The following is a 26,980-nucleotide window of genomic DNA, read 5'->3' as shown; positions in this document are numbered from 1 at the left end:
CAGCCATCATGCGCAAGCTCGTGATCCTCGCAAACGCCCTCCTCAGAGATCAGCGTCCATGGGTCAACTTTCCTTCTTGATCAACACGGATACTCTAGCTACAAGGCTCCAGATTGAACGCGCGAATCCGGTCTACTTTCAGCGCGGTAGACCGGACCGCTGACCTTGTCAGTGTGCCATGAGCACGGGCACCGGGGCCTCGGCCAGGAGGCGCCGCGTGACGCCGCCGACCACGAACTGACGCAGCCGACTGTGGCCGTAGGCGCCCATGACCAGCAGGTCTGCGTGCTGGGCCGAGATTTCCTGGAGCAGCGCCTCGCCGGCTGCCTGGCCTTCGGGCACTTCCACAGCCTCGGCATCAATGTGATGGAGAGCGAGCCGTTGGGCCGCGCCATGCGGATCGGCGCTGCGACCGCCTTCGGCCACGCTCAGCACCCGCACCGCCTTGGCACGTTTGAGCAGCGGCAGGGCAGCGGTGATGGCCCGTGCCGACTCGCGTTTGCCGTTCCATGCTACGATCGCCCGCTCGCCGATCCGACCTGTGTAGTCCGGGGGCACCACCAGGACCGGGCCGCCGACCTCGAAGAGGGCCGTCTCCAGTCCCGAGGCAGCACCCCCCTCCTTTTCCGGGTCGGGGCGGGCAATCATCACCAGGTCGAACAAGAGGCCGCAGTTGACCAACGCCGTCTCAGGCCGCCCCTCCACCATGCGCCAGGCCGCGCGCCCGCGGCGCGGTTCCTGCTCGTCGGCATCGCGCACCGGCAGATCAGCCATTTCGCAGGCCTCCTCGAAGAGCCGGCGCGCTTCCGCTGCCTGCGTCTCGCTGCGTTCGCGGATCTCGGTCATGACCCGCGTGACCATGGCACCGGTCATGCCGTCGCCCATCAAGGGAATGGCATCGCGCGGGTCGGGCCGCACATGCAGCACTTCGAGGTAGGCATCGTGACGCTGGGCGAGTTCGAAGGCCGCCCGGACCAGTCCGGGGCTGCTCTCGTCGCCTTCCACAAGCGCCAGGATGGATGCGATGGGCATATCGACTCATCCTTTTGTTACCATTCGGCTTATAGCATGCAGGCTCCCGCGCCGCCTGCCTTGAGACAGATCAAGTGCCCCGTCAAGCCTGAAGGCAGAATGGGCGCTTTCTGTTCCAGCGACCTACACACAGGCCTCCTGCATGACCGCGCAACCCTCCCCTTCACAACCGCCCGCTGCTCCCCGCGAACAGTGGAGCACCAAAACCGCCTTCATCCTCGCCACGCTGGGCTCCGCCGTCGGGTTGGGCAACATTTGGCGCTTCTCCTACGTGGCCGGAGACAACGGCGGCGGCGCATTCCTGCTGGTGTATCTCGGCGCCGTGCTGCTGCTCGGGCTGCCGTTGCTGCTGGCGGAGTTCTCGCTGGGCCGCAGTTGTCAGGGCGATGTGGGGCATGCCTTTCGACGCGCAGCGCCGCGCAGCCCGCTGAGGCATTTCGGCATGCTGGCCGTTCTGGGATCGACGCTCATCCTCAGCTACTACTCCGTGATCGCCGGCTGGACGCTCAGCTATCTGACGGACTACCTGCTGGGCCTGCTGCTGCCGCAACAGTCGGGAGACCACGGCAAGCGCTTCCAGAACCTGATCGCCGATCCCGTCGAGCCACTCTTCTGGCATTTCCTTTTCATGGCGATCACAGTCTGGGTCGTGATGGCAGGCGTGCGCGGCGGCCTGGAGCGGCTCAGCCGCCTCGTCATGCCCTTGCTGGGCGTGACAGTGGTCGGACTGGCGATTTACGCCATGAGCCTGCCCGGTTCAGCGGCCGGCGTGGCCTTCCTTCTGTCCCCCGACTGGTCCGCCCTGTCCGATCCCGCGGTCTATCTGGCTGCACTGGGCCAGGCCTTCTTTTCCCTCAGCCTCGCCATGGGCGTGCTGGTCACCTACGGCGGCTATCTCGGCCGCGAGCATCGCCTGCCCTCGGCCGCCGGAGCCGTGGCCACAGGTGATGTGCTTTTCGCCATCATCGCCGGCCTTGCCATCTTCCCGGCGGTCTTTGCCTTCGGCATGGCACCGGCGCAGGGCCCGGTTCTGGCCTTCGTCGTTCTGCCGCAGGTCTTTTCGACCATGCCCGGCGGCAGCGGCGTGGCGCTGGCCTTCTTCTTCCTGCTGGCAGCGGCCGCGCTGACCTCTGCCGTGTCACTTCTCGAGGTTCCGGTGGCCTGGGCAATGCGGGTGCTGGCGCTATCCCGGCGCCAGGCAACGCTGTTGCTGGGTGCAACCGTTTTCCTGCTCGGCGTTCCCTCCTCACTGGGCTTCGGGCCTTGGGAGTCGGTGCAACTGGCCGGGCGCGGAATCCTGGATACCATCGACCACGCCGTCTCGAACTTTCTGCTGCCAGTGGCCGGCAGTGGACTTGCCCTGCTGGTCGGCTGGGTCTGGTCCGAGCGCGAGGCGATCGCGGAAGCGGACCTGGTGGAAGGTTTCTGGGCCCGCCTCTGGCTCATACTGCTGCGCTACATCATCCCCTGCGCCATCCTGCTGATCCTGCTGCGCTCCCTGGGCCTGCTTTAGTCAGGCTCACCCCTCCGTATCGCTGGAAACCAGCAGCAGGGGGCAGGTCAAACGCCGCAAGGCAAGGCGCAGGGCGCGCACATGCTCCGGGCCGGCCCCGCCTGGCAGGTCTGCCACCAGAAGGCTGGCGCGCGCACGTTCGGCCAGGTGGACACCGGCCAGCAGGCTGTCGAAACCGCCGGCCGTGATCTGCACGTCCATCCCGGCCGCCCCGGCCAGGCGCTGCAAGCCCGGCAGAAGGGACTCAGCCATTGCCTGACTGGAGAAACTCGCCACCAGCGGCCCCGGTGCGGCGCCGCCGCGCAGCGGAGACAAGAGGAAACCGGCGGTGTGCCGCAGGCATTCCAGCATCACGGTGGCTTCAGTGCGGTCTTCCAGCAGGGCAAGCGCTCCCGCGGAGAAAACCAGATCCTCGCGTCCTGCGCGGCGCAAAGGGTCGAGACGATGTCCGCGCAGAACCTCCAGCGGCACCGGCCTCCCCAGCCGCTCGCCCAGCCCTTCCAGTGCGCGACGCACGGCAGCCTCCTGTCGCCGTGCTCGCGCCGCCAGTTCCGCTGCCTCCAGGTGATGCGGCCGGCGCGTCACCGCGCCCATTTCCGTGCTGAAGGCCAGCGCCGCCAGGTCGTAGAGCGCCGCCTCCTCGACCAGGACACCCATGACCTCGGTTTCGAGCGAATGGGCCAGCCCGGCCATGCGCGTCAGCAAGGGCCCGGGATCGCTCTCCTCCGACAGGCTGAGCAGCAGGCGCCGCGGCCGCCAGGGTTCGCTCGCCGGGCTCATGACACAGAACCCCCGTCGTTCTTCTCTCCCTGCTTTCCGAACTCCAGTCGCCGCTGCGCCATGGCGATCAAACGATCCTCCACAAGGCGGTTAACGCTGTCCGGCGGGAAGAGGCCGTCCTCGCCTCGCTCACCGGCCGGATGGCCGGTCATGAGCTCCATCACCTGGTCGAGATGCTCGGCGGCATAGACCGCAAAACGTCCGGCGGCACAGGCCTCGACCACCTCCTCGCGCAGCATCAGGTGCTGCACGTTGGCTTGCGGGATAATGACCCCTTGCGTCCCACTCAGGCCGCGTGCGTCGCAGAGCTCGAAAAAGCCCTCGATCTTCTCGTTGACGCCCCCGATCGCCTGGATCTGGCCGTATTGGTTGATCGACCCAGTGATTGCCAGATCCTGCCGCAAGGGCACCTCGGCAATGGCCGAAAGCAGAGCACAGAGCTCGGCCGTCGAGGCACTGTCGCCTTCTACCCCGCCGTAGGACTGCTCGAACACCAGGCTGGCGGCCAGGGACACCGGCCAGTCCCGGGCATAGCGGGCTGTCAGCAGCCCGGAGAGGATGAGCACGCCCTTGGAATGCAAGGGGCCGCCCAGTTCCGTTTCGCGCTCGATATCCACCAGCTTGCCGCTGCCCAGTCGCACCCGCGCAGTGATGCGGCTCGGCCGACCGAAGGCGATGCGCCCCAGGGAGATGACGCTGAGCCCGTTCACCTGCCCCACGCGAGTGCCTTCCGTGTCCACCAGCAGGATGTTCCGCAGGGTGGCTTCACGGCTCTTGTCCCGCAGGCGGTCGAGGCGCCGAATTGCCGCCTGCTCTGCGCGGACGACATGGTGGTCAGAAATGGTTGAAGCCGATTCCGCGCGGGCCCAGTGATCGGCTTCGCGCGCCAGATCGGCGATGGGGCCCAAACGGACCGAGAAACGCTCGGCGTCCTCTGCCAGTCGGCTGGCGTGTTCCAGCAGGCGCGCCACACCATTCCGATCAAATGGCAGCAGCGCCTCGCGCTCAACCAGCCCGGAGATCAGGCGGGCATAGTGCTGAGCACTGGCCTCGCTGCGCGTCACCTCCTCATCGAAATCGACCGCGACCTTGAAGATTTCCTGAAACTCGGGATCAAGCTGACACAGGAGATGATAGACCATCCGATCTCCGAAAAGCACGACTTTGGCGGAGAAGGGGATCGCTTCAGGCTCGAGTGAGACAGTCGAGAGCAGACTGAGGTGTTCGGCCAGGGATTCGATTACGATACGGCCGTTTCGCAAGGCGCGCTTCAAGGCTTCCCAGGCCAAGGGCTCAGTGAGAATCCGCCGCGCATCCAGCAGGAGGTATCCCCCGTTGGCCCGATGCAGCGCGCCGCCCTTGATCAGGAGAAAGTCGGTGACCAATGCACCCATTTGCTGCAGGTGTTCGATACGGCCGACCAGGTTCGGGAGGGTGGGATTGTCTTCGCGCACCACCGGCGCACCGGTGGATTCGTGGCCGTTGGAGACGATGACATTGACCTTGTAGCGGCGCAGTTCCGGCGCATCGGCGCGCTTCTGCTGTGCCTCTTCCTCGCCGCCTGATGGCAACAGCATGCCTGCATTTTCCACCAGGTCGGCACGAACGGCATCGATGAATTGAACGATGTCGGGGAGATCCGCGAAGGTCGTGCGCAGATCCTCCAGGGCGTGATCAACCGCCACCGCCGCAAATTCACGATTGAGTTCGCGCAGCTGCTCACGACGCTTCTTGTCCAGGCGTGGGATACGCTCAAGGACAGCACGCAGGGACTCCTGCAATTCGCTGATGGCTGCTTGAGCGGCCGTGCGTTCTCCCTCGGGCCAGGCATTGAAAGCTTCCGGCTTGACCACCTGGCCGTCGCGCATCGGCGCCAGCGCGAAGCCCATGGGCGTGCGCAGCAGCGCCACGTCCCGTTCCGCCGCCTCCTTGCGCAGTCCTTCGAAAGCCTCTTCCTGAGCTTCCTCGAACTCCTCGTCGATGGCGCGGCGCCGGCGGCGGTACTCGTCACTCTCGAACACCCCGGGCAGGGAGCCCAGCAGATCCTCGATCACCGTCGCCATGCCATCCCGCAAGGCTATGGCGCGACCTGTGGGCAGGCGCAGGGCACGTGGCCGCTGCGCCAGTTCGAAATCATTGACGTACACCCAGTCGTCCGGCGCCGGTCGCGAGCCTGCCAGTCGGTTCAGATAGGCTTCGATGGCCGTGTGCCGGCCTGTCCCCGGCGCACCCATGACGAAGAGGTTGAAGCCGCTGCGCTCGATCGCGGTGCCGAACTCCACCGCCTCCAAAGCCCGGTCCTGGCCCATGAAACCGTCCAGCGGCTCGAGCTCTGCCGTCGTTTCGAATGAAAAGAGCTCCGGTTCGCAGCGCGGACGCAAACGTTCGGCCGTGAGCGGTGGAAGAGAAGCTGTGGCCGTGGAACTGGGCATACCTAACCTCTGTTTGCGAGACAAGAACGGAGCCTGGACAGCCTGCCGGCTTATGCTTCGCCGCGTGTTGCGCCAGATCAAAGGCGGGCTGTGGCCATGACGCAAGAATGGCACGCGGTGCAGAGCGCATTCGATCACATTACAGAGGGTCCTGTCATGCTACGCCGCGGTACGACTTGGTTGCTTGTTGCAGATGGCGCGCGAGCGCGCACCTTCTCCCGTCAGGAGCCAAGCAAGCGTCTCAGCGAGCTCGATGAGGGCAGCTTCACCGGCAATCGCTCCCACTCCCGCGACCTTGGCAGCGAGCGTCCGGGACGCACCCACGACAGCGCAGGGCCCGGGCGCCATGCCATGGAGCCGCCCAGCGATCCGCACGATCTGGCCGAACGCGCCTTCCTGCGCGAGGTGGTCGCGTGGTTGGAGGAAAAGGAGAAGTCCGGGGCTTTCGATCAGTTAATAGTGATCGCTGCCCCTCGTGCCCTTGGCGAACTGCGGCGCCTCTTTTCCAAGTCGGTCGCAGCACGGGTCGTGGCGGAACTGGACTCAAACCTGACGCACGCCGATGCGCGCGAAGTGGAGACGCGCACCGAGGCACTGTGATTGGCGGCCGGCCGCCGCAGGCTGGTGGCTGGCAGGTCAGTTGGGTCAGGGCAGATCTGCATTCGGGAATGCTTGTTGCGCGCGGTCACTGAACCTAGACTGCGCGGCAATCCTCGCCAACAAGTCACTCGGATAGATCGATGTCGGATTACCGCACTCCTCGGCCTCTGGCCGGGCCGCTTGCCACACCTGCACTTGCCGGCAGCTTTCCGCAGATCCGGATGCGCCGCAACCGGACCGCACCCTGGGTGCGCGATCTGGTCGCCGAAAATCGGCTGGGGGTCGAGGATCTGATCTGGCCGATCTTCGTGCGCGAGGATGACGAGCCCCAGACCACGATCCCCTCCATGCCGGGCGTGCGCCGCTACACCATCGCCGAGGCCGTCGAGGCCGTGGGTGCCGCCGCCTCGCTGGGCATTCCCGCGATCGCGATTTTTCCCCACGTCGCCGACGCCCGCAAAAGCCCGGACTGCCGGGAAGCCGTGGATCCGGAGAACCTCGTCTGCCGCGCCGTACGCGCCATCAGGGCCGCGGTGCCGCAGATCGGCATCGTCTGCGACGTGGCGCTCGACCCCTTCAACTCCCTGGGCCATGACGGCCTGGTGCACGAAGGCCAGGTGCTCAACGACGAGAGCATCGAGGTGCTGTGCAAGCAGGCCCGCGTTCAGGCGGAAGCCGGCTGTGACGTCATCGCGCCCTCGGACATGATGGACGGTCGGGTGGGCGCCATCCGGACCTGCCTCGATGCAGCAGGCTTCGAGCAGGTGAAGATCTGCTCCTACGCCGCCAAGTATGCCAGCGCCTTCTACGGCCCCTTCCGCGACGCCATCGGATCCAGCGGTGCGCTGGTGGGCGACAAGAAGACCTACCAGCTCGACCCGGCCAACAGCGACGAGGCCCTGCGCGAGGTGGCCTTGGATCTGCAGGAGGGCGCCGACATGGTGATGGTTAAGCCGGGCATGCCCTATCTCGACATCATCCGGCGGGTCAAAGACACCTTCGCGGTCCCCACCCTCGCCTACCAAGTGTCGGGCGAGTACGCGATGATCCGCGGCGCCGCCGACCAGGGCTGGCTCGACGGCGAGCGTGCAATGCTGGAATCTCTGCTCGCCTTCAAGCGCGCCGGGGCCAGCGCCGTGCTGACCTACTTCGCCCTCGACGTGGCCCGAAAGCTCAAGGAGGGCTGAGCCTTACTCCAGGGCTTCCAGCACGTGTGCCGGATCCAGGCCGTCCGGTCCTGAGATCGTCAGGTTCAGATCGTGGGCGATGCCGTCCTTGAGGCCGTAGACCCAGCCGTGCAGCTTCAAGGGCTGCCCGCGATGCCAGGCGTTTTGCACGATGGGCGTGCGCGCCACATTCAAGACCTGGGCTGCGACGTTGATTTCGCAGAGACGGTCGACCCGCGTATCCTCGTCCTCACAGCGGGCTAATTCCTCGGCATTGGTGGCGCGCAGTTCCCGCAGCGGCCAGAGCCAGTGGTCGATCAGCCCGAACTGCCGCCCGGCCAATGCGGCGCGCACACCGCCGCAACCGTAGTGACCGCAGACGATAACATGTTTGACTTTCAGCACTTCAACCGCGAACTGCAGCACCGAAAGGCAGTTCACATCGGCGCCGTGGACGATGTTCGCGACGTTGCGGTGCACGAAGAGCTCGCCCGGGTCGAGACCGACGATCTGATTGGCCGGAACCCGGCTGTCGGCGCAGCCGATCCAGAGATACTCCGGCGCCTGCTGCTGCGACAGGCGGGTGAAGAAATCGGGATCAACCTTGATTTGCCGCGCGGCCCAGCGGCGATTGTTTTCCAGCAGCTTGCTGATCATCGGTGAGACCTTAATTTTCGCATGAACGAAAGGGAAATGGCGTGCCGCTTCCCGCCGCGCAAGTCCTTTGTGCGCCCGCGGTCCTCGGCAGGGTCCGAGCCCCGGGGCAAGCTCGCGCCGAACGGGCCTGTGACGGGATGACAGCAGCAGTCTCCTGCGCCAAACTGAAGGCCAGTCAGGGAGCCATTGCGATGCATGACAAGAGCGATCACGAACACCAAGGCCAGGCGCACGAAAGCCACGGGCATAGCCATCACGGGCATGATCACGAGCATCAGCACCCGCCCTCCCCCGCGGCTCTGCGCGTGAAGGCGATCGAAACGCTCCTGGTGGACAAGGGGCTGGTCGACCCGCAGGCGCTGGATGCCATCATCGAGACCTATGCCGAGAAGGTCGGTCCGCGCAATGGCGCCCGTGTGGTGGCTCGCGCCTGGAGCGACCCGGCCTATCTGGAGCGCCTGCGCCAGGATGCCACGGCAGCCATTGCCGAACTGGATTTCCAGGGTCGGCAGGGCGAGCACATGGTGGTGGTCGAGAATGACGCGACGACGCACAACCTCGTCGTCTGCACACTCTGCTCCTGCTACCCCTGGCCCGTGCTGGGCCTGCCGCCGGTCTGGTACAAGTCCGATGCCTACCGCTCGCGCGCGGTGATCGATCCGCGCGGGGTGCTCAGCGAGTTCGGGGTGGAACTGCCCGAAACCAAGGCGGTACAGGTCTGGGATTCCACCGCCGAGGTGCGCTATCTGGTGCTGCCGGAGCGCCCCGCCGGGACGGAGGGAATGAGCGAGGAGGAACTGGCCAACCTGGTGACCCGCGATTCCATGATCGGTACCGGCCTGCCACTCGCTCCCGAGGAGGCACGCTCATGAACGGCGTCCATGACATGGGCGGCATGCACGGCTTTGGTGCGCTGCCCCTGGAGGAAAACGAACCGGTCTTCCATGGGGAGTGGGAGGCCCGGGCCCTGGCCATCACGCTCGCCATGGCCGCCTGGGGCAAGTGGAACATCGACGCCTCGCGCCATGCGCGCGAGAAGCTGCCGCCGGCCGACTATCTGCGCTACAGCTACTACGAACGCTGGATCGAAGCCCTGGCCAACATGATGGTCGAGCATGGCCTGGTGAGAGAAGAGGAGCTGCGCGAAGGCCGTCCCGCACCCGGCAGCAGCAAGGCACAGCCGCCGCTCGACCCGGCGAAGGCGATCGCGGCCCTGCGGCGTGGCGGTCCCGCCGAGCGCGCCATCGACCAGGCCCCGCGCTTTGCTGTGGGCCAGAGCGTGCGCGCCATCAATCACCATCCCATTGGCCACACCCGCCTGCCCCGCTACGCCCGTGGCAAGCGCGGCGAGATCGTCATGCATCACGGCGCCCACGTCTTCGCCGACAGCAATGCTCATTTCCAGGGCGAGACGCCACAGCATCTCTATGCCGTGCGCTTCTCGGCGCGGGAACTCTGGGGCCCGCAAGGCCGCCCGCAGGACTGCGTCACCCTCGATCTCTGGGAGCCGCACCTTGAAACCGCCTGAACCGAGAGTCTTCGCCGAACCCTGGCAAGCCCAGGCCTTCGCCATCACTGTCCGCCTCAACGAAACCGGCCGCTTCACCTGGAGTGAATGGGCCGAGGTCTTCGGCACCGAGCTGAGCAAGCGGCGCGCGGCCGGGTCTGAGGACAGCGAGGGCGGATATTGGGAGGCCTGGCTGAAAGCGCTGGAAGTGCTTCTCACCGATCGCCGTCTGGCGGAAAGGCCCGACCTCGACCGCCTGGAACAAGCCTGGGCCGAGGCCTATCGCACCACACCGCACGGGCAGCCGGTCAGACTGGCCGAAAAGAGCTGATCGACGGCTTCAGGCATCCGCCGAACTGACTTGCCGTTTGCGAGATGTGATGCGGCCTGCTCGTCGACGCTCACGACCCACGGAACAGAGTGAACCACCAAAGGAAAAGGGCCGCGCCGGTGACCGGCGCGGCCCTCTCCGTCAGGACACGTTCAGGACGTCATTTCTCCAGATCCGTCCGGCGCGGCTTCCCGTCCGGGGTCATGAACTTCTCGACGCCGTGGCGGCGGTAGTGTTCGGCCGCCTCGGTCATCTCCTTGTCCTCGTCGCGGATGCAGCGGACGTGCCACCAGATCCAGAAGATCACGGCGGCCAGTACCAGCAACCATTCCAAGCCCTGGAAGGGATAGAAGGCGCCGACGCTGTCCAGTCCGACCCAGTCTCTCAATCCTGTAGACATGATTCAGGTCTCCTTGTCAGAACGAAGAGGTCTCGGCGGCTATTGCCGCCGAGCCTCCTCGCGCTCGATTAGCTCGAAGTCGGTCACCCTGCCGGCGCCATAGGGGTAGTTGTCGGCCTCGCGCCAGGTGTCGGCACCAACCAGTTCCACCTCCCGGGGCTCGCGCAGGATTCCCATGGCGTTGAGGATCTTGCAGACCACGTAGGTGGCGAGAAAACCGAACACACCGAAGGTCAGGATGGCACCGATGATCATGCCCAGCGGGTTGATCGCCGGATCACCGGCAGGCGTGGTGCCCAGCCAGCCAACACTACCAGCCCAGTTCTGAACGTCCGGAGCGGCAGGCGCCGCCGGATAGCCCCAGAGCAGGAAGCCGCAGGCAATGAGACCCCAAACGCCGGCATAACCGTGCACCGCAATGGCACCCACGGGATCATCGATCTTGAACCGTCGCTCGACGTAGTGATGGCCGCGATAGGCGATGACCGCGCCAATGGCACCGACGAACATGGCCATGAGCGGGTGGTACAGATCGTTGCCCGCAGACGCCGAGATGATGCCGGCCAGACCACAGGAGAAGACCCAGTAAGGGTCGCCGCGCGACACAATATAGCCTGCCATCAGGCCGCCGGTGAGCGACATCAGGAAGTTGAAGGTGATGGCGGAGAGCGTGGTGGGCGTCAGGTAGATCGTGGTCGCGCCCAAGCGCATCGCCTCACCGTCAGGGCTGATATCCATGATCGGAATGTTGCAAGCGGCGTAGAAGCCCCAGAAGCCTGTATAAATGATGAAGAGGCCGATCACGGAATAGTAGGCGTTGTGCGGCTTGATTTCCCGCACCTCGCCGTTGGGGCCAAACTTGCCCACGCGCGGGCCGAGTACAATCGCCAGCGCGAGACAGGCACCACCCGCAATCGCGTGGATGACACCGGACGCATAGGCGTCATGATAACCCAGCAACTGCGTGGTCCAGCCTTCCGCGTTCCACCCCCAGGAGGCGTGCCATATCCAGGTAATCGATCCAATGAGCACGGCCAGGATCATGAAGGCGCCGGTGCGTATCCGCTCAATACCGGTTCCTGAAAGAATGGCGCACATGACCCATGAAAACAGCAAGAAGGCCGCCCAGAAAACGCCCTGAATATTGTCGTCCAGGTTCGGGCCCATGAATTCCGACCAGGGCAGTGCAGCCGCCGTCAGGTCATTGGAGATCAGGCCGCCGAAAAGCCACGGTCCGTTGTTGAACGCCCAGTATATCCACCAGGCAAAAAGAAACCACGTAATGGTGACCAGCGCCAGACTCATAGAGTGGCGTGTCATGGTTTGGTTAAGATTTTTAGGTCTAGTAGCGCCGAACTCATACATCAAAAGTCCGACGTGAATAAGGAACATCATGACGACCGTCACCCAGTAATAAAACTCGGTGAAGATGGTCGTCAGAGCTACGAGCTCGTTGTCCATTCAGCTTCCCCTGTTCTGACCGCTTCCTCTTCTTGCCCCGGCTCAACAGCACTCAGGGCGCCCACCCGTTGATTGGTGTTCAGAAGCTGGTCACATTGATGGTTGATCGAATAGGGAGTCTCCCTCATCGTCTGACGAATGAAGGCACGGACGGCGGTTCGTGCCTTCGGCGAAAAATGCTTTACCACAGATAAATTCGTATTGGAATATTCTGTGTTGGCATTCCGCGACGAAGTCGATGTAGAGAGGGAGAACAGGCGCTGCTGGAACTGAGCCTCGCACAGGTGCGGCAAGCGGTGACCAGGAGGAGCGTGAGATCGCCTGATGTGTACAACAGTAATGGCACGTAAATTTGCGTGACTCGCGCAACTCCATGCGGTTACCCACTGCGAATCGGCACGGTACAATAGGATCCTGGCATAACTCGTTAGGCAGCGGACAGGCTATGCAACCGCCGGGCCAGTAGCGCTTGCGCCCGCCTGCGAGAATATCACATGCCGCCCACAAACCGGTATCCGCCCACACGTCGGAACATTGCTCCTCTGGCCCGGGCGTGATAACGCTTTGCAATCCTCGACCGTCGCAGGAGTCCACCTTGTCCGACGCCATCCGCGTGCTGGTGCTTCATGGCCCGAACCTGAACATGCTCGGCCGCCGGGCGCCGGACGTCTATGGCACGGCGACCCTGGCCGACCTGGAGGCGCTGTGCCGTGATGAAGGTGCACGCCTCGGATTGGAGGTAGACTGCCGACAGAGCAACCACGAGGGTGAACTGGTCACCTGGATCCACGAGGCAGCCCAGGGTTTCTCTGCCATCATCCTGAACGCCGGTGCCTACACCCACACCTCCGTTGCCGTGCATGACGCACTGGAGGCCGTGGGCCTGCCGACCATCGAGGTGCATCTGTCCAACATATTCCGACGCGAGAGCTTCCGCCACCACTCCTACGTCACCCCCCAAGCCTTCGGCGTGATCTGCGGCCTGGGCTTTGACGGCTATCGAGCAGCACTGCTGGCGCTCGCAAATCGACTGAAAGGCAATAACGGCGCATGAACCGTAAGTTTCCGCTCGACGAAGACGCTTTGCGTCGCCTCGCTTCGATCCTGGAGGATACCGGCCTGACCGAGATCGAGGTCGAGGACGGCGACCACCGCATTCGCGTGGCCAAGACCCCTGCCGTCGTGCACGCAGCGCCCATGGCCACCGCTCCGTCGGCTCCGGCTACGGCCGAAGCTGCCCCGGCCGCTCCCGCCGCGGCGGAAAGCGGCTCCGCCGTCACTTCACCGATGGTGGGAACGGCTTATCTCGCCTCCGAGCCTGGCGCCAAGCCCTTCGTACAGCCGGGCGATACCGTCGCCGAGGGCCAGACCTTGCTGATCATCGAGGCCATGAAGGTCATGAACGCCATGCCCTCGCCGCGCGCCGGCCGGGTCTCGCGGATCCTTGTGCAGGACGGCCAGCCGGTTGAGTTCGGCGAACCCCTGCTGGTGCTCGAGTGAAGCGAGAAGGAAGCACCAGCGGTGTTTGAAAAGGTCCTGATTGCCAATCGCGGCGAGATCGCGCTGCGCATCCACCGGGCCTGCCGGGAAATGGGCATTGCCACCGTGGCGGTCCACTCTGCGGCGGACTCCGATGCCATGCATGTGCGTCTGGCCGACGAAAGCGTGTGCATCGGCCCCGCACCCTCCAACAAGTCCTACCTCAACATGGCCGCGATCCTCACCACCGCGACCATGACCGGGGCGAATGCCATCCACCCCGGGGTCGGCTTTCTCTCGGAGAACGCCCGCTTCGCCGAGATGGTGGAGGAGCACGGCCTCGTCTTCATCGGTCCGGAGCCGAAGCACATCGCCATGATGGGCGACAAGGTGCAGGCCAAGGAAGCCGCGATCAAGCTGGGTCTTCCTGTGGTTCCGGGCTCCGACGGTGCCGTCACCAGCATGGAGGAGGCCCGGTCGGTGGCTGGCTCCATCGGTTATCCGGTGCTGGTCAAGGCCGCCGCCGGCGGCGGCGGGCGCGGCATGAAGGTGGCGCGCAGTGCCGAAGAAATCGAAGACGCCTATCGCATGGCGCGCAACGAAGCCAAGGCCGCGTTCGGCAACGACGAGGTCTATATCGAGAAGTACCTGACGCACCCGCGGCACATCGAGGTGCAGATCCTGGCCGACGGCCAAGGCAATGCCCTGCATCTGGGAGAGCGCGACTGCTCGCTGCAGCGCCGGCATCAGAAGGTGCTGGAGGAAGCGCCTTCCCCTGCCCTCAATGCCGAGTCCCGCGCCCGGATTGGCGATACCGCGCGTCAGGCCATGCTCAGTCTTGGCTATCGCTCGGCGGGGACCATCGAGTTCCTCTATGAGGACGGCAACTTCTACTTCATCGAGATGAACACCCGTCTGCAGGTCGAGCATCCCATCACGGAGATGATCACCGGCATCGATCTGGTGCGCGAACAGATCCGCATTGCCGCCGGCCACCCGCTGACGATCCGGCAGGAGGATGTGACCTTCACCGGACACGCAGTGGAGTGCCGGATCAATGCCGAGCATCCGGAAACCTTCGTGCCCTCCCCCGGCAAGATTCTCGACTACCACCCGCCAGGTGGACTGGGTGTGCGCGTGGACAGTGCGATCTACGGCGGCTATCGCGTGCCGCCGCACTACGACAGTCTGATCGCCAAGCTGGTGGTACACGGCCAGACCCGCAATGAGTGCCTCATGCGCCTGCGCCGCTGCCTGGAAGAGATGGTGATCGACGGCATCGAGACCACGCTGCCGCTCCACCGTCGTCTGGTGGAAGACCCTAGCTTCATCAACGGAACCTACGACATTCACTGGCTGGAAAAGTGGATGGCCGCCCACCGGTAGAGCCAGAGCGACTGCCGGGGTAGCGCCTGATCAAAAGACAAAGGGTCGCCGCAAGCACTGCGGCGACCCTCCGCTTTTCTGGCCTCGAAAGACTTCGCGGGAAACCGCGATCAGCCGCGGGCCCACCAGCCGCGACGCCGCGGCCGGGCTGGCTTCTCTTCCTCGGACTCCGCAACTGCAGTCTCCCCCTCGCCGGCCGGCTGGTGCGCGGTCGCGCGGTCCGGCTCGGCTCGATGCTGCGCCCCGGCGTGGCCGTCGGATGTCGGCTCCACGTCAGGCTGGGGTGAGGCTTCGGCTGCCGGCTCAGGCTGAGACTGCTCCTGCGGTTTCGGCTGGGGCGCCGACGCAGGCGTTTGCACCGGCTCGGCTTCGGCCTGCGGCACAGGCTCATCTGCGGCTTGTGCCGGAGTCTCGCCTACGCCTTCACCGGCCGGCTCATCGCTGGTCTCGCTCGCCGTCTCCGGCGCCTTGCTGGCTGCAGTCGTCTTGCGGCGCGGGGCACGGCGGCGCTTGGGCTTGCTTTCGGCCTCGCCCGTTTCCGTCTCGCCTTCGGACGGAGTGGCTTCCGCTGCGCTTTCCTCGGTCGTAGCAGCGGTCTTGCGACGCGGGCTGCGCCGGCTGCGCTTCTTCGGAGCCGGCTTCTCCTCGTCCGCCGTTTCCGCGGTATCGGAGGCTTCGGTCGCTTCGCTCACGCCTGCGGTGGCCTCGGCTGCCGGCGCGGCTTCAGTCGTCACGGGTTCGCCAGCATCCTCGGCAGTCTCGAACTGGTCGGCAGGCTCCGCCGATGGCTCGCCCGCTGCACTCCCGGCGCCCTCGCTCTGATCAGGCTGGGACTGGCCGTCCTGGTCCTGACCCTGCACGGTTGTCTGCTGCTCCTCGTCGTCCCGCTTGCTGCGGCGGCGGCGACCGCCACGGCGACCGCGGCGACGGCGCTTGCTGGCGCGCTCCTGCTCGTCCTCGTCTTCGCCCGGCGAGGGGGCCTTTTCCGCCTGCTGGGTGGCCTCTGCCACCTCCTCAACCTCCTGGGTCTCGGGGGCGCTTGCCTCGGCGGACTCCTCACGGTTGTTGCGGCTGCGCCCGCCGCGACGACGACCGCGGCTGCTCGAGCGTCCCTTGCCGTCACCGTTCTCGGAAGTTTCGGTCTCGGACTCCTCGGCGATCGTGGCCGGGGCCGCGCTCTGCTGGGTGTCGATGCGTCGCTCCTCGACCCGGCCTTCGCTGGTCAGGCGGCGCAGCACGAACTCCTGCGGTCCGAGGTTGTCATCGACCCGCACGAAGAGCGTGATGCCGAAGCGGTTCTCCATGTCCTGGACATAGCTGCGCTTCTCGTTGAGCAGATAGAGCGCCAGTGCGCCTGGAGCCTGCACCTCGATCCGCCCCGCACCACGGCGCGCCGCTTCGTCCGCCACCTGATGCATCAGCGACAGCGAGAGGGAATCCGGCGAGCGCAGGTGGCCGAGGCCGCGGCAGGTCGGGCAGGCGATGTTCACCGTCTCGAACAGCGAGGGCCGCAGGCGCTGGCGCGACAGTTCCAAGAGACCGAAGGGGCTGATGCGACCGAGCTGGATCCGCGCCCGGTCCTGCTTCATCGCCTCCTTCAAGCGCCGCTCCACCTCACGATTGTGGCGCGACTCCTCCATGTCGATAAAGTCGATGACGATCAGGCCGGCCAGATCGCGCAGGCGCAGCTGCCGGGCAATCTCGTCGGCGGCCTCGAGGTTGGTCTTGAAGGCCGTCTCCTCGATATGGCGCTCGCTCGTCGCCTTGCCCGAGTTGACGTCGATCGCCACCAGGGCCTCGGTCGGATTGAGCACGATCGAACCGCCCGAGCGCAGTTGCACCGTGTGCGCGTGCATGGCCTCGAGCTGCTCTTCCACCCGATGCTTCTGGAAGAGCGGGACCTCGGCTTCCTTGTAGTGGGTGATCTTCTTGACGTGGCTGGGCATCAGCATGCGCATCACGCTGCGCGCCGCCTTGTAGCCCTCCTCGCCTTCCACCTCGATGCTGTCCATCTCGCGGGTGTAGACGTCGCGGATCGCCCGCTTGATCAGGTTGGCTTCCTCATGCACCAGGCAGGGCGCACTGGATTCGAGCGTCTTGTTGCGGATGTCGTCCCAGAGTCGCAGCAGGTACTCGTAGTCCCGGCGGATCTCGGTCTTGGTGCGCTGGCTGCCGGCGGTGCGCACGATGACCGCCATGCCCTCGGGGATCTCCAGCTCGGAAACCACGGACTTGAGGCGGCGGCGGTCGGCGGCGCTGGAGATCTTGCGGCTGATCCCGCCGCCCTTGGCGGTGTTGGGCATCAGAACGCAGTAGCGCCCGGCCAGGGAGAGATAGGTGGTGAGCGCCGCACCCTTGTTGCCGCGCTCCTCCTTGGTCACCTGCACCAGCATCACCTGCCGGCGCTTGACCACCTCCTGGATCTTGTACTTGCGGAGAAGCTGGGCGCGCCGACGAGCGGCATCCTCGATGTCGTCGCCGCCGATGGTGTCGACAGAGGTCTCCGAAGCGATGACCTCAATGTCGCTGCCATTGCCGTCCTTGCTCTCGCCGTTGTCGGGCTCTTCCGGCACGTCCTGGTCCAGCGCCCGGTCCATGGCGGATTCCGGCGGGCCCTCGCTCGGGCGCTCGTCACCATCGCCACTGTCGGCGGCGTCAGCCTTTTCGCTCTGGCGCGCGCGTTCTGCGGCCTCTTCGGCGATCAACTTCTCGCGGTCAGCGATGGGCAGGCGGTAGTAGTCGGGGTGGATTTCGCTGAAAGGCAGGAAACCGTGGCGATTGCCACCGTACTCGACGAAGGCGGCCTGCAGCGAAGGCTCTACCCGGGTGACCTTGGCGAGATAGATGTTGCCCTTGACCTGGGTCTTGGTGGCGGTCTCGTAGTCGAATTCCTCGACCCGGTTACCGCTGAGAACGACCACCCGGGCTTCGCCCGGGCGGGTAGCATCGATTAGCATCCGTTGTGCCATACGGGAACTCCAGCGCGCGCCGAGCGGCGGCGGCTTCGACCGGGGACGCTGTCCCGCAGGTCGACGCGGCCGGCGGCGCGCTTGTCAGATGTGAAAACAGAATCATTGGCGGCGCCCCCAGCAATTTCGTCGGCGTTGTTCGACGCGCACTTGTGCTTCTCCCGGGGCGGGCCCGGTGGGGCCACCACGATGGTTGCGAGGAGCGCAGGAGCGGACGCGCAATTGGCTCCGCTCCGCGAAATGAGGCCACGGTTCGTATTCCGCTAAGCCTCGGCTTGTGTCCTGCGCGGTGACCGCTTCGCCTGCCTCGGCGGGAGGCGCTACCGCTTGTCATGCGGAGCAGCCATCACCCGATCCATTCGAAACGGCCGCACCTCGATGAATGAACCCTCGAGGATGCCAGGCAAAGCCAGATTAGACCTCTGAAGACCCCACGACAATCACTTTGACGCAATGCCAGCGGGGAAAAGTCAAGGCCGATCCCGGGCGCGGACCCAGGGGCTGCCCCAGGGGCTAAGAGGTTCAGCCGCTGAAGGTGTCTATCATGTTGAGAGCGGCCGGCCCGATGACAATGAGAATCAGCGCCGGCAGAATGAGCGCGATGAGCGGCAGGGTCATGATCGCCGGCAGCCGCGCCGCCTTCTCCTCCGCGCGCAGCCGCCGGGCTTCGCGCTGTTCCACGGACAGCACGCGCAGGGACTGGGCGAGCGAAGTGCCGTAGCGTTCGGTCTGCATCAGGGCGTTGACCACGATGCGCAGCTCGTCGAGCTCGGTGCGGTGGTTCAGGTTCTCCCAGGCCTTGTGCCGGTCCGGCAGGTAGCGCAGCTCGGTGACGGTCAGGCGCAGCTCGTCGGACATGGCCGGGGCGCCCTGTTCCATTTCCCGGCCGATGCGCTCCAGGGTCGGATCGATGGACAGGCCCGCTTCGGCGCAGATCACCATGAGATCGAGGGTGTCGGGGATGGCTTCGCGGATCTGCTGGCCCCGCTTTTCCCGGCGGTTGCGGATCAGCAGGTCGGGCAGATAGCTGCCGACAATGGCCGCGCCCAGCACGGCGGCGATCTTGAAGAGCGCGCTCAAGCCACCGATGTCGAGCACATAGACCGCGAAGGCCGCACCGATGCCGCCGCCGAAGGGCAGCAGCAGCTTGGCAGTGAAGTAGCTGTTCACGGCCGCCGGGCTGCGCCAGCCCGCCCGCACGAGATTGTGGCGGGCGGCATCGACCTGGCGCCGGCCAACGCGCAGCATCCGGTTCATCACCGTGCGGAAGGCGCCGGAGAAGCGGTCGAACTGCACCCGCCGGTCATTGCGGCGCGGCCGGGCCGTGTTGGCGCCGCGAGCCAGCAGCTTGATGCGGGCGTTGACCTGCATGCGCCGATCCAGCGCGAGGCCCACCGCGATCACCAGGGCACCGACGCTGACGGCGGCAAAGAGCGCCAGCAGGGCGGGGCCGGGCTGCAGCAGGCCGTTCATGCCTTGATCTTCCCCATCTTCATCATCGTGCCGGCGCCCGCCACGATCAGCAGCGCCGCCACTCCCAGCATGATCTGGCCGCGCGGGTCGTTGAACAGCACGCCCACATAGTCGGGATTGAGCAGGTTGAGCAGGAAGAGCATGGCCGGCGGCAGGGAGCCCACGATCATGGCGCCGGAGCGGGCCTCGGCCGAGAGCGCCTTGACCTTCAGCTTGAGCTGCTGACGGCCGCGCAGCACGCTGGAGAGGCTCTGCAGGGTTTCCCCCAGGTTGCCGCCGGTCTCGCGCTGGATCGCCACGGCCACGGCGAAAAAGCGGAAGTCCGGCAAGTCGATGCGATTGGCGGCATCGGCCACCGCCTGCTCCAGCGGACGGCCCAGGCGCACCCCGTCGGAAATGGCCAGGAACTCCCCGGCGATGGGATCCTCGAACTCCCGTGCCACCACGCCGATGCTGTCGATGATCGGCAGGCCGGAGCGCAGGCCGCGCACGATGACGTCCAGCGCCTCGGGCAGCGCCGAGAGAAACTTGGCCTGACGCCGGCCGATCATCACGCCGATGACGATGTGCGGCAGCAACAGCCCGAGGGCGATGCCCCCAAACAATGCCAGCGGCAGCGACATGCCGGCCAGAACCATGAGCAGCAGCAGCACAACGAAGCCGGCGACCACACAGCAGAGCGCATAGCCCGCAAGCGTGAGGCCGCTGCCGCTGCGCTGCAGCCGCTGGGCCAGGCCGGAGTGGCGCGGCAGGCCGCGACTGAGCAGGCGGTCCAGGGAACGCAGGCTGCGCGCGCCCTCCTCACGGCGCACGCTGTCGACCCGCCGCGGGGCCTGGCGCAGCGCACCGCCCTTGGCCGCCATCAGCATGCGCCGGTGCATGCGCCGCTCATCGCCGCTGATGGCACGCCCCAGCACGATGAAGAGCGGCAGGAAACAGGCCAGCAACCCTAAGAAAAGCAGCAGATGGACGGGTGTGAGCCAGTCGCTCATTCCGACATGGCCTCCATCAGGCGCGCGCCCAGTCCGAAGTATTCGGCGCGGGTCATGTTCTGCGGCCGGACGCCGGTGGAGCGGAAGCGGCCGTAGAGGCGGCCGCGGTCGTCCTCACCCTCGAACTCGAAAATGAAGAGGTCCTGGGTGGTGATGACCTCCTCCTCCATGCCGGTGATCTCGGTCACCCGGGTGATGCGGCGCATGCCGTCGCGCATGCGGCTGATCTGCACGATCAGGTTCACCGAGTCGGCGATCTGGGTGCGCATGGCCTTGCTGGGCAGGCGGATGCCGGTCATGGCCAGCATGTTCTCCAGACGGGTCAGCGCCTCACGCGGCGAGTTGGCGTGCAGGGTGCACATGGAGCCGTCATGGCCGGTGTTCATGGCCTGCAGCATGTCGAAAGCCTCGGCGCCACGCACCTCGCCCAGGATGATGCGGTCGGGGCGCATGCGCAGAGCGTTCTTCACCAGGTCGCGCATGGTGATCTCCCCGGTGCCTTCCAGGCTCGGCGGTCGGGTCTCCAGGCGCACCACATGGGGCTGCTGCAGCTGCAACTCGGCGGCGTCCTCGATGGTCACCACGCGCTCGCCATGATCGATCAAGTGCGACAGCGCGTTCAGCAGCGTGGTCTTTCCCGAGCCGGTGCCGCCCGAGATCATGATGTTGAGGCGGCAGCGCCCGAAGATCTTCAGAACCTCGGACAGCGGCGGCGAGATGTTGCCCTGCCGCGCCATCATGTCGAGGGTGATTTTCTTTTCCGAGAACTTGCGGATCGAGATGGTGGGGCCGTCGATGGCCAGCGGCGGCGCGATGATGTTGACGCGGCTGCCGTCCTCCAGGCGGGCGTCGACCAGCGGCGTCGACTCGTCGATGCGCCGGCCGATGCGGGTGACGATGCGCGTCGCCACGTTCATCACATGGGCGTTGTTGCGGAAGGTGACCTCGGTCAGTTCCAGCTTGCCGCCCCGCTCCACGTAGACCTGGAAGGGGCCGTTGACCATGATGTCGGTGATGCTGGGGTCGGCCAGCAGCGGCTCCAGCGGCCCCAGTCCCAGCATGTCGTGAACCAGCAGCGCCACCAGCGCCTTCTGCTCGCCGCTGTTGAGCTGCTGCTTCTGCTCCTGCAGCAGCTCGTTGACCAGTTCGGAGAGCTGCGGTCCCAGCTCTTCGCGGGACATGCGCGCGGCGACGGTCAAGTCCATGCGCTCCATCAGGTCGGGCAGGAGCTGGTCCTTTACCGTCTCCAAGCGCTGGCGCTGGCGCTGGCGGCCGACGCTTTCCTGCCGGCTCGGCTCGGGGGTAAACGGCGGCGCTTCGGCCTGCGGCTTGCTTTCAGCCGCCTGCAGCAATTCATCCAGAAGCTGGTTGATCAGTTCGCGCTGGGTGGTGAGGTCCAGTTCCTGGCCCCTCGACTCCAGCACGGTGCCGAGCGAGCGCGCCACCTGCTGCGTGAGGCGACGACGGGGGAGCTGCGCCGCCGCGCCCTCAGGCAGGGCCGCCTTCAGGTCGGCGCGCACCTCATCCAGCAGACCGGCCGCCGGACGGCCGGGGGTATCGAGAGCGGGCGCGGTCACTGCCTGTCCACCATCCATGGCTCACCTCACTTGCGCCGGCGTAGGCCGGAAAAGAGGCCGTTCTTGCGCCGGCGGCGCGGCGGCGCGCCGAAGAGCGACACCGCCAGTTGCTCGACCCCCTTAGTAAGGCGCCCGCGCGGTGCCAGTTGCGACAGTGGCCGCCCCATGTCGGCACTGCGCCGGGTCGTCTCCGGGTCGAAGGGAAGCTCGGCCAGCAGCGCTGGCTCCAGGGCCTGGCGATAGTTGGCGTTCAGCACCTCGGCGCCACGTCCCTTGCCGACGCCGTTGATCACATAGTGCAGGCTGGGCGCCTGCTCGCCGCCGCTGCGCAGCAGCCGGGTCAGGCGGTTGGCGTCGCGCAGGCTGGCCAGCCCGGGGTCGCCCACCAGCAGGTGCCCGTCGAACACGCGGTTGGCCGTGACCTCGCCCAGCAGCAGATGCCGCGGCAGGTCGACAAGCACCAGGTCATAATGCGTTGCCACCTCATCGATCAGTGCGGCCAAGGCCGAAGCTAAGCCCGCGCTCTCCACCTCGGTGCCCGGATCGGCGGCCAGCAGGTGCAGGCGGTTGGCCGGTTGCGAGACCGCACGCTCCACGAAGAGGGCATCGACGCGCTCCGGGTCCTCCAGGGCCTCGCGCAGGCCGCGGCCGGTTTCCGCATCCAGCAGCAGCGCCTGGATGCCGAAGGCCAGGTCCAGGTCGATCAGCAGCACCCGGCGCATCAAGGTTTCCGCCGCCACCCAGGCCAGCGAGGCGGTGAGGAGGCTGGCGCCCACGCCGCCGCGCACGCCCGAAACGGCCAGGGTCTGCCCGCGCCGCACCGCCACCTCACCGCCGGCCGGCTTGTGCAGGGCCAGTTCGACGCTGGCGTCCAGCATCTCCAGCGTCACCGGCTTGACCAGGTAGTCGACGGCGCCGGCGCCCACAAGGCTGCGGTAGAGGCCGACGTCGTTGAGGCCGCCGAGCGCGACCACGGCCGCCCCTTCCGCCTTCAGGCCGCGGATGACCTCGTGCGCCTCCTCGCTGTTCTCGGCGCCGGAGATGTCGAGCACGACGACCCGTGCCGGCGGCACCAGGCCCAGCATCCGCCCCGCGGCGGCCAGACCGCCCTCCTGGATCTCGTCGCCTGGCCAGCCACGCTGCTCGGCAAACTGGTCGAGCAGTTGCCGGCTGGCGGAATCGACTAGATAGGCAGCGAGCAGTTCGCGGTCGCTCTCATCACCCGGAACTGCGGCTTGGGGCATCGCGGCTGCCATGGCCCCTACTCCAGAATGCCGAAGGCGGACTCGACCTCTTCGCGCTCCTGCGGCCACTCTCGGTAACGCTGGATCGCGATGGCCGCGCGCTCGCCATCGTAGGACTCGCTGCCGCGCCCGACGACCAGGTCGCGCGGGTCGGCCACCATCTCGCGGAGATTGACCGCGGTGGCGCAGCCGAAGTTGCTGGTGGGCAGATTTCGCCAGTCCTGCATGCCGCCGCGGCTCCAGTCGGGGCAGTTGGGCACACGCACTTGGCGGCGAATCACCAATGCGCGGATCACCTCCTCACCGCGCGCCGCACCGGCATCGGCGGTCAGGGATCTGGCCGTCGAGGAGCGGGCGGCAGCCTGCTGCACGGGCGCGCCCTGGACCGACGCCGCCAAGCGATAAAGTGCGTCCGCCCGGGCCCGCGCCAGGCCGTCCTGCCCGGGGATCACCAACTCGTCGCCGCGCTCGAGGCCAATCGCCCGCAGCCGAGCCAAAAACCGCATGCGCTCTTCCGCGGTCGGCTCGGCGGCGCCGGCCGGGAAATAGACCTCCAGTTCATGGAACTGCGGCGTGATAGCGATGCGCTTCGGCCCGAAAGCCGCCTGCTCCGGACTGGTCTGGGTACAGGCGGCCAGCAGCAGGAACAGCGGCAGGAGCAGCAGGCGGGAAATCTGGGATCTGCGCATGATCGGCGTCACTCCAGGGTGAAGCCGACGGAACCGCGCAGTTGCCGGTCGCCCAGGCGGCTGTCGATCATGCTGCGGTAGCTGGCGTCGGTGGCGTAGACTTCGCCGAAGAGCAGGCGGCGCACCTCATCGGGCGGGGCAAAGCCGTCGGTCGGCTCGGCCAGGCGCCGCTCGCTGCCGGCGGGCTGCACCACATAGGGAGTGACGATGATCACCAGTTCCGTCTCCCCGCGCTGGAAGCGGCTGGAGCGGAAGAGCGCCCCCAGCACCGGCAGGTCGCCCAGCAGTGGCAGGCGCGTGTTGTCCTGCTGCACGCTGTTGCTGAGCAGGCCGGCGATGGCGAAGCTCTGGCCGCTTCCCAGCTCCACCCGCGTGTCGGCCCGCCGGGTGGTGATGCCGGGAATGGAGAGACCGTCCAGCTCCACGCCCGCCTGGGGCGCCAGCTCGCTCACCTCCGGTGCCACATGCAGGGAGATGCGCCCGCCCGAGAGCAGCACCGGCGTGAAGGTCAGGCTGACGCCGTAACGCTTGTACTCGACGGTGAGCGTGTCGTCGGACTGCGCCACCGGAATGGGGAACTCACCGCCGGCCAGGAAGCTGGCCTCCTCGCCCGAGAGCGTGGTCAGGTTCGGTTCGGCCAGGACGGTGAGCAGTCCTTCCTCGGCCAGGGCGTCGAGGATGATATTGATGCCGATATTGCTGTTCGAGAAGCCGACGCCGGCGGAGAAGGCACCGCCCGCGGCAACGCCCGCGCCACCGACCAGTCCGAACTGGAAGTTGCTGGTATCGATCAGGCTGTCCCAGCGGATGCCCAGCGCGCGCGATGCCTGGCGCGAAACCTCGGCCACCCGGACGCGCAGGTTGATCTGGTTGGCGCCCTCGACCCGGACACGGTTGATGATCTCCTCGTTCTCGCCAGCGTAGCGGGCCGCGACCCGGCGCAGGTTCTCGGCCGCCTCGGCGGAGTCCACCGTGCCGCTGATCACCAGGCCGCCGTCGATGGATTCCAGCCTGACATCCTCGGCGCTGCCCATGGTGCCCAGCGCGCGGCGCAGGCTTGCAAGGTCGTGGGTCACCTGCACCCCGCCGCTGAAGATCACCTCCTCCTCCTCATCGAGGGCGAAGAGGTTGGTGCGGCCGGTGCGCTTGCCGAAGACGTAGATCATGCGCGGCGATTGCACCTGCACGTCGGCCACCTCGGGATTGGCGATGAAGACGCTGGCCACCGGCCGCTCCAGGCGCAGCAGCCGCCCTTCCCCCACGGGCACGACGACGCCACCGACCGTCCCCGCTTCCAGAACGCTTGCAGCCCGCGGTTGGGCGGGCGCAAGAACACAGATAATGAGCAGGAGTGGCAGCAGCAGCCGGTGCATCAACTCTCCTCTTCCCCGCCAACCACGCTAACCTCCCCGCCGCGCACGACGGTGACGCGGGGCTTGGCGGCTCGGATCTCTTCGGGAGGCGGCGCCAGCAGGGGCACGACCTCGCTGTCCAGTGTCGGACGATAGCCTCTGGGTGCCGGCTCTTCCGCCGCCACTGCATCACTGGCGATGCTGCCGTTGAGGGCGGCGGCCTGCAGCAACCCGGGGCTGCCGTTGGTCGGCATGGGGAGCGGATCGCTCTCCTCCCCGATGGCGCGCAGGGCCAGGGTGAGCACGCCCAGGTCATTGGCCACCGCCAGGGCTTCCGCCTGCTTGGCGGTCACCTCAAGGGTGACGTTCTTGGCCACGAATGGCTCTCCCGCCTGATGATCCACTCTCTGGTCGATGGCCAGCACCCGCAAGTCCCCCAGCACCGTGGTGGCGGCGCGACCGGCGCCCCGACTGTCCCCAGCCATAGGATCGTAGGCATGCGAAAGCATCAAGTCCACCCGATCGCCGGGCATCACCAGGCCGGCAATGCCCGTGGTGGCGTTGACCGGCACCGAGACGGCGCGCATGCCCGGCGTGAGGATGGCGGCGAGGAAGCCGCGCTCACCCTGCTGGACCAGACGGGTGCGACTGACAGGCTCCCCGGCGGACACCGGACTGCGCAGCACGGCACCAAGCAGCTCCTCCAGTTCCACCTCGTCCTGGCGATAGTAGTTGAGGGCCGGGGCATCCTCGGGCCAGTCCTGCCAGAGGATATGGGATTCCCGCAGGACTGTTCCGGTGGGCAGATCCTCCGCCGCGGCCATGATCTGGACATAGCGCGTCGCCTCCACCTGGGGCTGCGTCGCATCGGCAACCGACTGCGCCTGCTGCGAAGCCAGCCACTGCTGCCCCACATAGGCCGTCCCCCCGGCAGCCAAGAGCGCCACCGTCACCAACAAAAGCGTGGAAGCGCGCATGTCATGTCTCCTTTAAGAGGGGCCGTCAGAGCCAGCCGGCGAGGCTGGGGGTGACGGCGAGGCCGCCGGCGGCGATGGCCACGGCATAGGGCAGCTTCACGCTGCCCGCCGACTCGCCGCGCAGACGGGCCAGCAACAGGTAGACCAGGGCCAGCACCCCGCCGGCCAGCGCCGTGACCTGCAGGAAAACCAGGAGCTGCGCCGGCTGCAGCCAGAGCGCCGCGGCGCTCAACAACTTCACATCCGCCCCGCCCAGGATGCCGTAGCGAAAGGCCAGCAGGCCCAGGAGGAAGACGGCCAGGGCGCCTGCGAGGGTATAACCGAGAAAAGGCCAGCCACCGGTCAGCGCGGTGAAGAGCAGGCCGGCGGCGGCAAGAAACGCTGGAAAAGCATCCGAGATCCAACGCAAACGTAAATCCGACTGACAGGCCAAGAGCAACACGATTAGAAACAAACAACCTGCCGCACTCAGCACTGGCCACACCCCGAACCGAATAACGTACTATTGTAAAACAAAAAGGCGGCGCTGATTGAACACTTCATGCGCCGCCTTTATATTTTGCTAACTACGCTTAGGCAGGTTCTTCTGCTTCTCCGATAGCGTCGCTTACACCAGTGAACAGAGATTCAAGATCAGTTCCTACGGCCGTTATCGCAACAACGAGCACAATCGCGATAAGCCCAATAATCAAGCCATACTCAATCGCCGTTGCGCCCGATTTGTTGCTGCGCAGGGCCATCAGAAGCGAGAGAAAGGTATTCATGTCTTTTACTCCCCAAGCCAGCGCTGGATTGCGCTTGGACACAGGAATAAGCAGAGCGAAGCATGCGGTCAAGCACGACTTGCTCCATAATAGTCACATATTTTGTAAGATTGTGTAATCGCCGCCTCTTATTTTGAGGGACATTTTACACACATCCGATCCAGCTACGCAGAATCACGTACATCAAGTTTTATTCAAT

Annotated in this window: 25 protein-coding genes; 9 read left to right on the top strand and 16 right to left on the bottom strand. The window is 66.1% G+C overall.

Annotation, left to right across the window (positions count from 1 at the left end; translation table 11 throughout):
- Positions 1-168 precede the first annotated feature (168 nt).
- Complete coding sequence (locus ABZ720_RS05085; protein ID WP_366554420.1) at positions 169-1,032, bottom strand: universal stress protein; 864 nt, start codon at positions 1,030-1,032, stop codon at positions 169-171.
- Positions 1,033-1,174: 142 nt separating this feature from the next.
- Between ABZ720_RS05085 and ABZ720_RS05080 the strand changes: the two genes are divergently transcribed.
- Positions 1,175-2,545 (top strand): sodium-dependent transporter, encoded by a 1,371-nt coding sequence (locus ABZ720_RS05080; RefSeq protein ID WP_366554419.1) that lies wholly within the window; start codon positions 1,175-1,177, stop codon positions 2,543-2,545.
- Between the two features lie 6 nt (positions 2,546-2,551).
- Here the strand turns inward: ABZ720_RS05080 and ABZ720_RS05075 are convergent, their stop codons facing one another.
- On the bottom strand, positions 2,552-3,325 hold the full coding sequence (locus tag ABZ720_RS05075) for a hypothetical protein (RefSeq protein WP_366554418.1): 774 nt from the start codon (positions 3,323-3,325) through the stop codon (positions 2,552-2,554).
- Positions 3,322-5,757 carry a Lon protease family protein gene (locus ABZ720_RS05070; RefSeq protein ID WP_366554417.1) on the bottom strand — a complete coding sequence of 812 codons (2,436 nt, stop codon included), beginning with the start codon at positions 5,755-5,757 and terminating at the stop codon, positions 3,322-3,324. The genes ABZ720_RS05075 and ABZ720_RS05070 overlap by 4 nt, the downstream gene beginning before the upstream one ends.
- A 156-nt stretch (positions 5,758-5,913) precedes the next feature.
- Here ABZ720_RS05070 and ABZ720_RS05065 point away from each other — a divergent pair, with 156 nt between their 5' ends.
- Both ABZ720_RS05065 and hemB read left to right on the top strand, forming a co-directional pair.
- Positions 5,914-6,357: a host attachment protein gene (locus ABZ720_RS05065; RefSeq protein ID WP_366554416.1), complete on the top strand. Its 444-nt coding sequence runs from the start codon at positions 5,914-5,916 to the stop codon at positions 6,355-6,357.
- A 140-nt stretch (positions 6,358-6,497) separates the two neighbouring features.
- Positions 6,498-7,544, top strand: coding sequence for a porphobilinogen synthase (hemB, locus tag ABZ720_RS05060; RefSeq protein WP_366554415.1), 1,047 nt, complete (start codon positions 6,498-6,500; stop codon positions 7,542-7,544).
- 3 nt (positions 7,545-7,547) lie between these two features.
- Here hemB and can read toward each other — a convergent pair whose 3' ends face one another.
- Positions 7,548-8,180: a carbonate dehydratase gene (gene can, locus ABZ720_RS05055; protein WP_366554414.1), complete on the bottom strand. Its 633-nt coding sequence runs from the start codon at positions 8,178-8,180 to the stop codon at positions 7,548-7,550.
- A 191-nt stretch (positions 8,181-8,371) separates the two neighbouring features.
- Between can and nthA the strand changes: the two genes are divergently transcribed.
- Genes nthA through ABZ720_RS05040 form a run of 3 tightly spaced genes read left to right on the top strand, consistent with a single transcriptional unit; the run spans position 8,372 to position 10,018 of the window.
- On the top strand, positions 8,372-9,052 hold the full coding sequence (nthA, locus tag ABZ720_RS05050; RefSeq protein ID WP_366554413.1) for a nitrile hydratase subunit alpha: 681 nt from the start codon (positions 8,372-8,374) through the stop codon (positions 9,050-9,052).
- Positions 9,049-9,708, top strand: coding sequence for a nitrile hydratase subunit beta (gene nthB / locus ABZ720_RS05045; RefSeq protein WP_366554412.1), 660 nt, complete (start codon positions 9,049-9,051; stop codon positions 9,706-9,708). The genes nthA and nthB overlap by 4 nt, the downstream gene beginning before the upstream one ends.
- Entirely contained in the window at positions 9,695-10,018 is a 324-nt protein-coding gene (locus tag ABZ720_RS05040) for a nitrile hydratase accessory protein (RefSeq protein ID WP_366554411.1), read from the top strand. Before nthB ends, ABZ720_RS05040 begins: the two co-directional genes overlap by 14 nt.
- Positions 10,019-10,178: 160 nt before the next feature.
- Here the strand turns inward: ABZ720_RS05040 and ABZ720_RS05035 are convergent, their stop codons facing one another.
- Both ABZ720_RS05035 and ABZ720_RS05030 read right to left on the bottom strand, forming a co-directional pair.
- Complete coding sequence (locus ABZ720_RS05035; RefSeq protein WP_366554410.1) at positions 10,179-10,418, bottom strand: hypothetical protein; 240 nt, start codon at positions 10,416-10,418, stop codon at positions 10,179-10,181.
- A gap of 39 nt (positions 10,419-10,457) precedes the next feature.
- A complete protein-coding gene (locus ABZ720_RS05030; RefSeq protein WP_366554409.1) occupies positions 10,458-11,879 on the bottom strand; it encodes an ammonium transporter in 1,422 nt (473 codons plus the stop codon).
- 595 nt (positions 11,880-12,474) lie between these two features.
- Here ABZ720_RS05030 and aroQ point away from each other — a divergent pair.
- From aroQ to accC, 3 genes are read left to right on the top strand one after another with little or no spacing between them, the layout of a single operon-like run.
- Complete coding sequence (gene aroQ / locus ABZ720_RS05025; protein ID WP_366554408.1) at positions 12,475-12,933, top strand: type II 3-dehydroquinate dehydratase; 459 nt, start codon at positions 12,475-12,477, stop codon at positions 12,931-12,933.
- Positions 12,930-13,379: an acetyl-CoA carboxylase biotin carboxyl carrier protein gene (gene accB / locus ABZ720_RS05020; protein WP_366554407.1), complete on the top strand. Its 450-nt coding sequence runs from the start codon at positions 12,930-12,932 to the stop codon at positions 13,377-13,379. The genes aroQ and accB overlap by 4 nt, the downstream gene beginning before the upstream one ends.
- Positions 13,380-13,400: 21 nt before the next feature.
- Positions 13,401-14,744, top strand: a complete 1,344-nt coding sequence (gene accC, locus ABZ720_RS05015; protein ID WP_366554406.1) for an acetyl-CoA carboxylase biotin carboxylase subunit — start codon at positions 13,401-13,403, stop codon at positions 14,742-14,744.
- 110 nt (positions 14,745-14,854) lie between these two features.
- On the opposite strand, the gene ABZ720_RS05010 is transcribed toward accC, so the two are convergent.
- The 10 genes from ABZ720_RS05010 to ABZ720_RS04965 all read right to left on the bottom strand — a co-directional run bounded on the left by ABZ720_RS05010 (position 14,855) and on the right by ABZ720_RS04965 (position 26,781).
- Complete coding sequence (locus ABZ720_RS05010) at positions 14,855-17,713, bottom strand: Rne/Rng family ribonuclease (RefSeq protein ID WP_438264081.1); 2,859 nt, start codon at positions 17,711-17,713, stop codon at positions 14,855-14,857.
- A 522-nt stretch (positions 17,714-18,235) separates the two neighbouring features.
- A complete protein-coding gene (locus ABZ720_RS05005; protein ID WP_366554404.1) occupies positions 18,236-19,186 on the bottom strand; it encodes a type II secretion system F family protein in 951 nt (316 codons plus the stop codon).
- A complete protein-coding gene (locus ABZ720_RS05000) occupies positions 19,183-20,178 on the bottom strand; it encodes a type II secretion system F family protein (RefSeq protein ID WP_366554403.1) in 996 nt (331 codons plus the stop codon). The genes ABZ720_RS05005 and ABZ720_RS05000 overlap by 4 nt, the downstream gene beginning before the upstream one ends.
- Entirely contained in the window at positions 20,175-21,773 is a 1,599-nt protein-coding gene (locus tag ABZ720_RS04995; protein WP_366554402.1) for a TadA family conjugal transfer-associated ATPase, read from the bottom strand. Before ABZ720_RS04995 ends, ABZ720_RS05000 begins: the two co-directional genes overlap by 4 nt.
- 8 nt (positions 21,774-21,781) lie before the next feature.
- A complete protein-coding gene (locus ABZ720_RS04990; protein WP_366554401.1) occupies positions 21,782-23,011 on the bottom strand; it encodes a CpaE/TadZ family protein in 1,230 nt (409 codons plus the stop codon).
- Between the two features lie 5 nt (positions 23,012-23,016).
- Complete coding sequence (locus ABZ720_RS04985; RefSeq protein ID WP_366554400.1) at positions 23,017-23,688, bottom strand: CpaD family pilus assembly lipoprotein; 672 nt, start codon at positions 23,686-23,688, stop codon at positions 23,017-23,019.
- An 8-nt stretch (positions 23,689-23,696) separates the two neighbouring features.
- The gene (locus ABZ720_RS04980) at positions 23,697-25,061 is read right to left on the bottom strand and encodes a type II and III secretion system protein family protein (RefSeq protein ID WP_366554399.1); all 1,365 of its coding nucleotides are present in this window, start codon (positions 25,059-25,061) and stop codon (positions 23,697-23,699) included.
- Positions 25,061-26,017, bottom strand: coding sequence for a Flp pilus assembly protein CpaB (gene cpaB, locus ABZ720_RS04975; RefSeq protein WP_366554398.1), 957 nt, complete (start codon positions 26,015-26,017; stop codon positions 25,061-25,063). The genes ABZ720_RS04980 and cpaB overlap by 1 nt, the downstream gene beginning before the upstream one ends.
- 25 nt (positions 26,018-26,042) lie before the next feature.
- Entirely contained in the window at positions 26,043-26,492 is a 450-nt protein-coding gene (locus ABZ720_RS04970) for an A24 family peptidase (RefSeq protein ID WP_366554397.1), read from the bottom strand.
- A 97-nt stretch (positions 26,493-26,589) separates the two neighbouring features.
- The gene (locus tag ABZ720_RS04965) at positions 26,590-26,781 is read right to left on the bottom strand and encodes a Flp family type IVb pilin (protein ID WP_366554396.1); all 192 of its coding nucleotides are present in this window, start codon (positions 26,779-26,781) and stop codon (positions 26,590-26,592) included.
- Positions 26,782-26,980: the final 199 nt, after the last annotated feature.

The organism is Aquibaculum sediminis, from assembly GCF_040712085.1.
Lineage (GTDB): Bacteria > Pseudomonadota > Alphaproteobacteria > Kiloniellales > DSM-21159 > Aquibaculum > Aquibaculum sediminis.
This window is presented reverse-complemented; position numbering and strand designations above follow the sequence as displayed.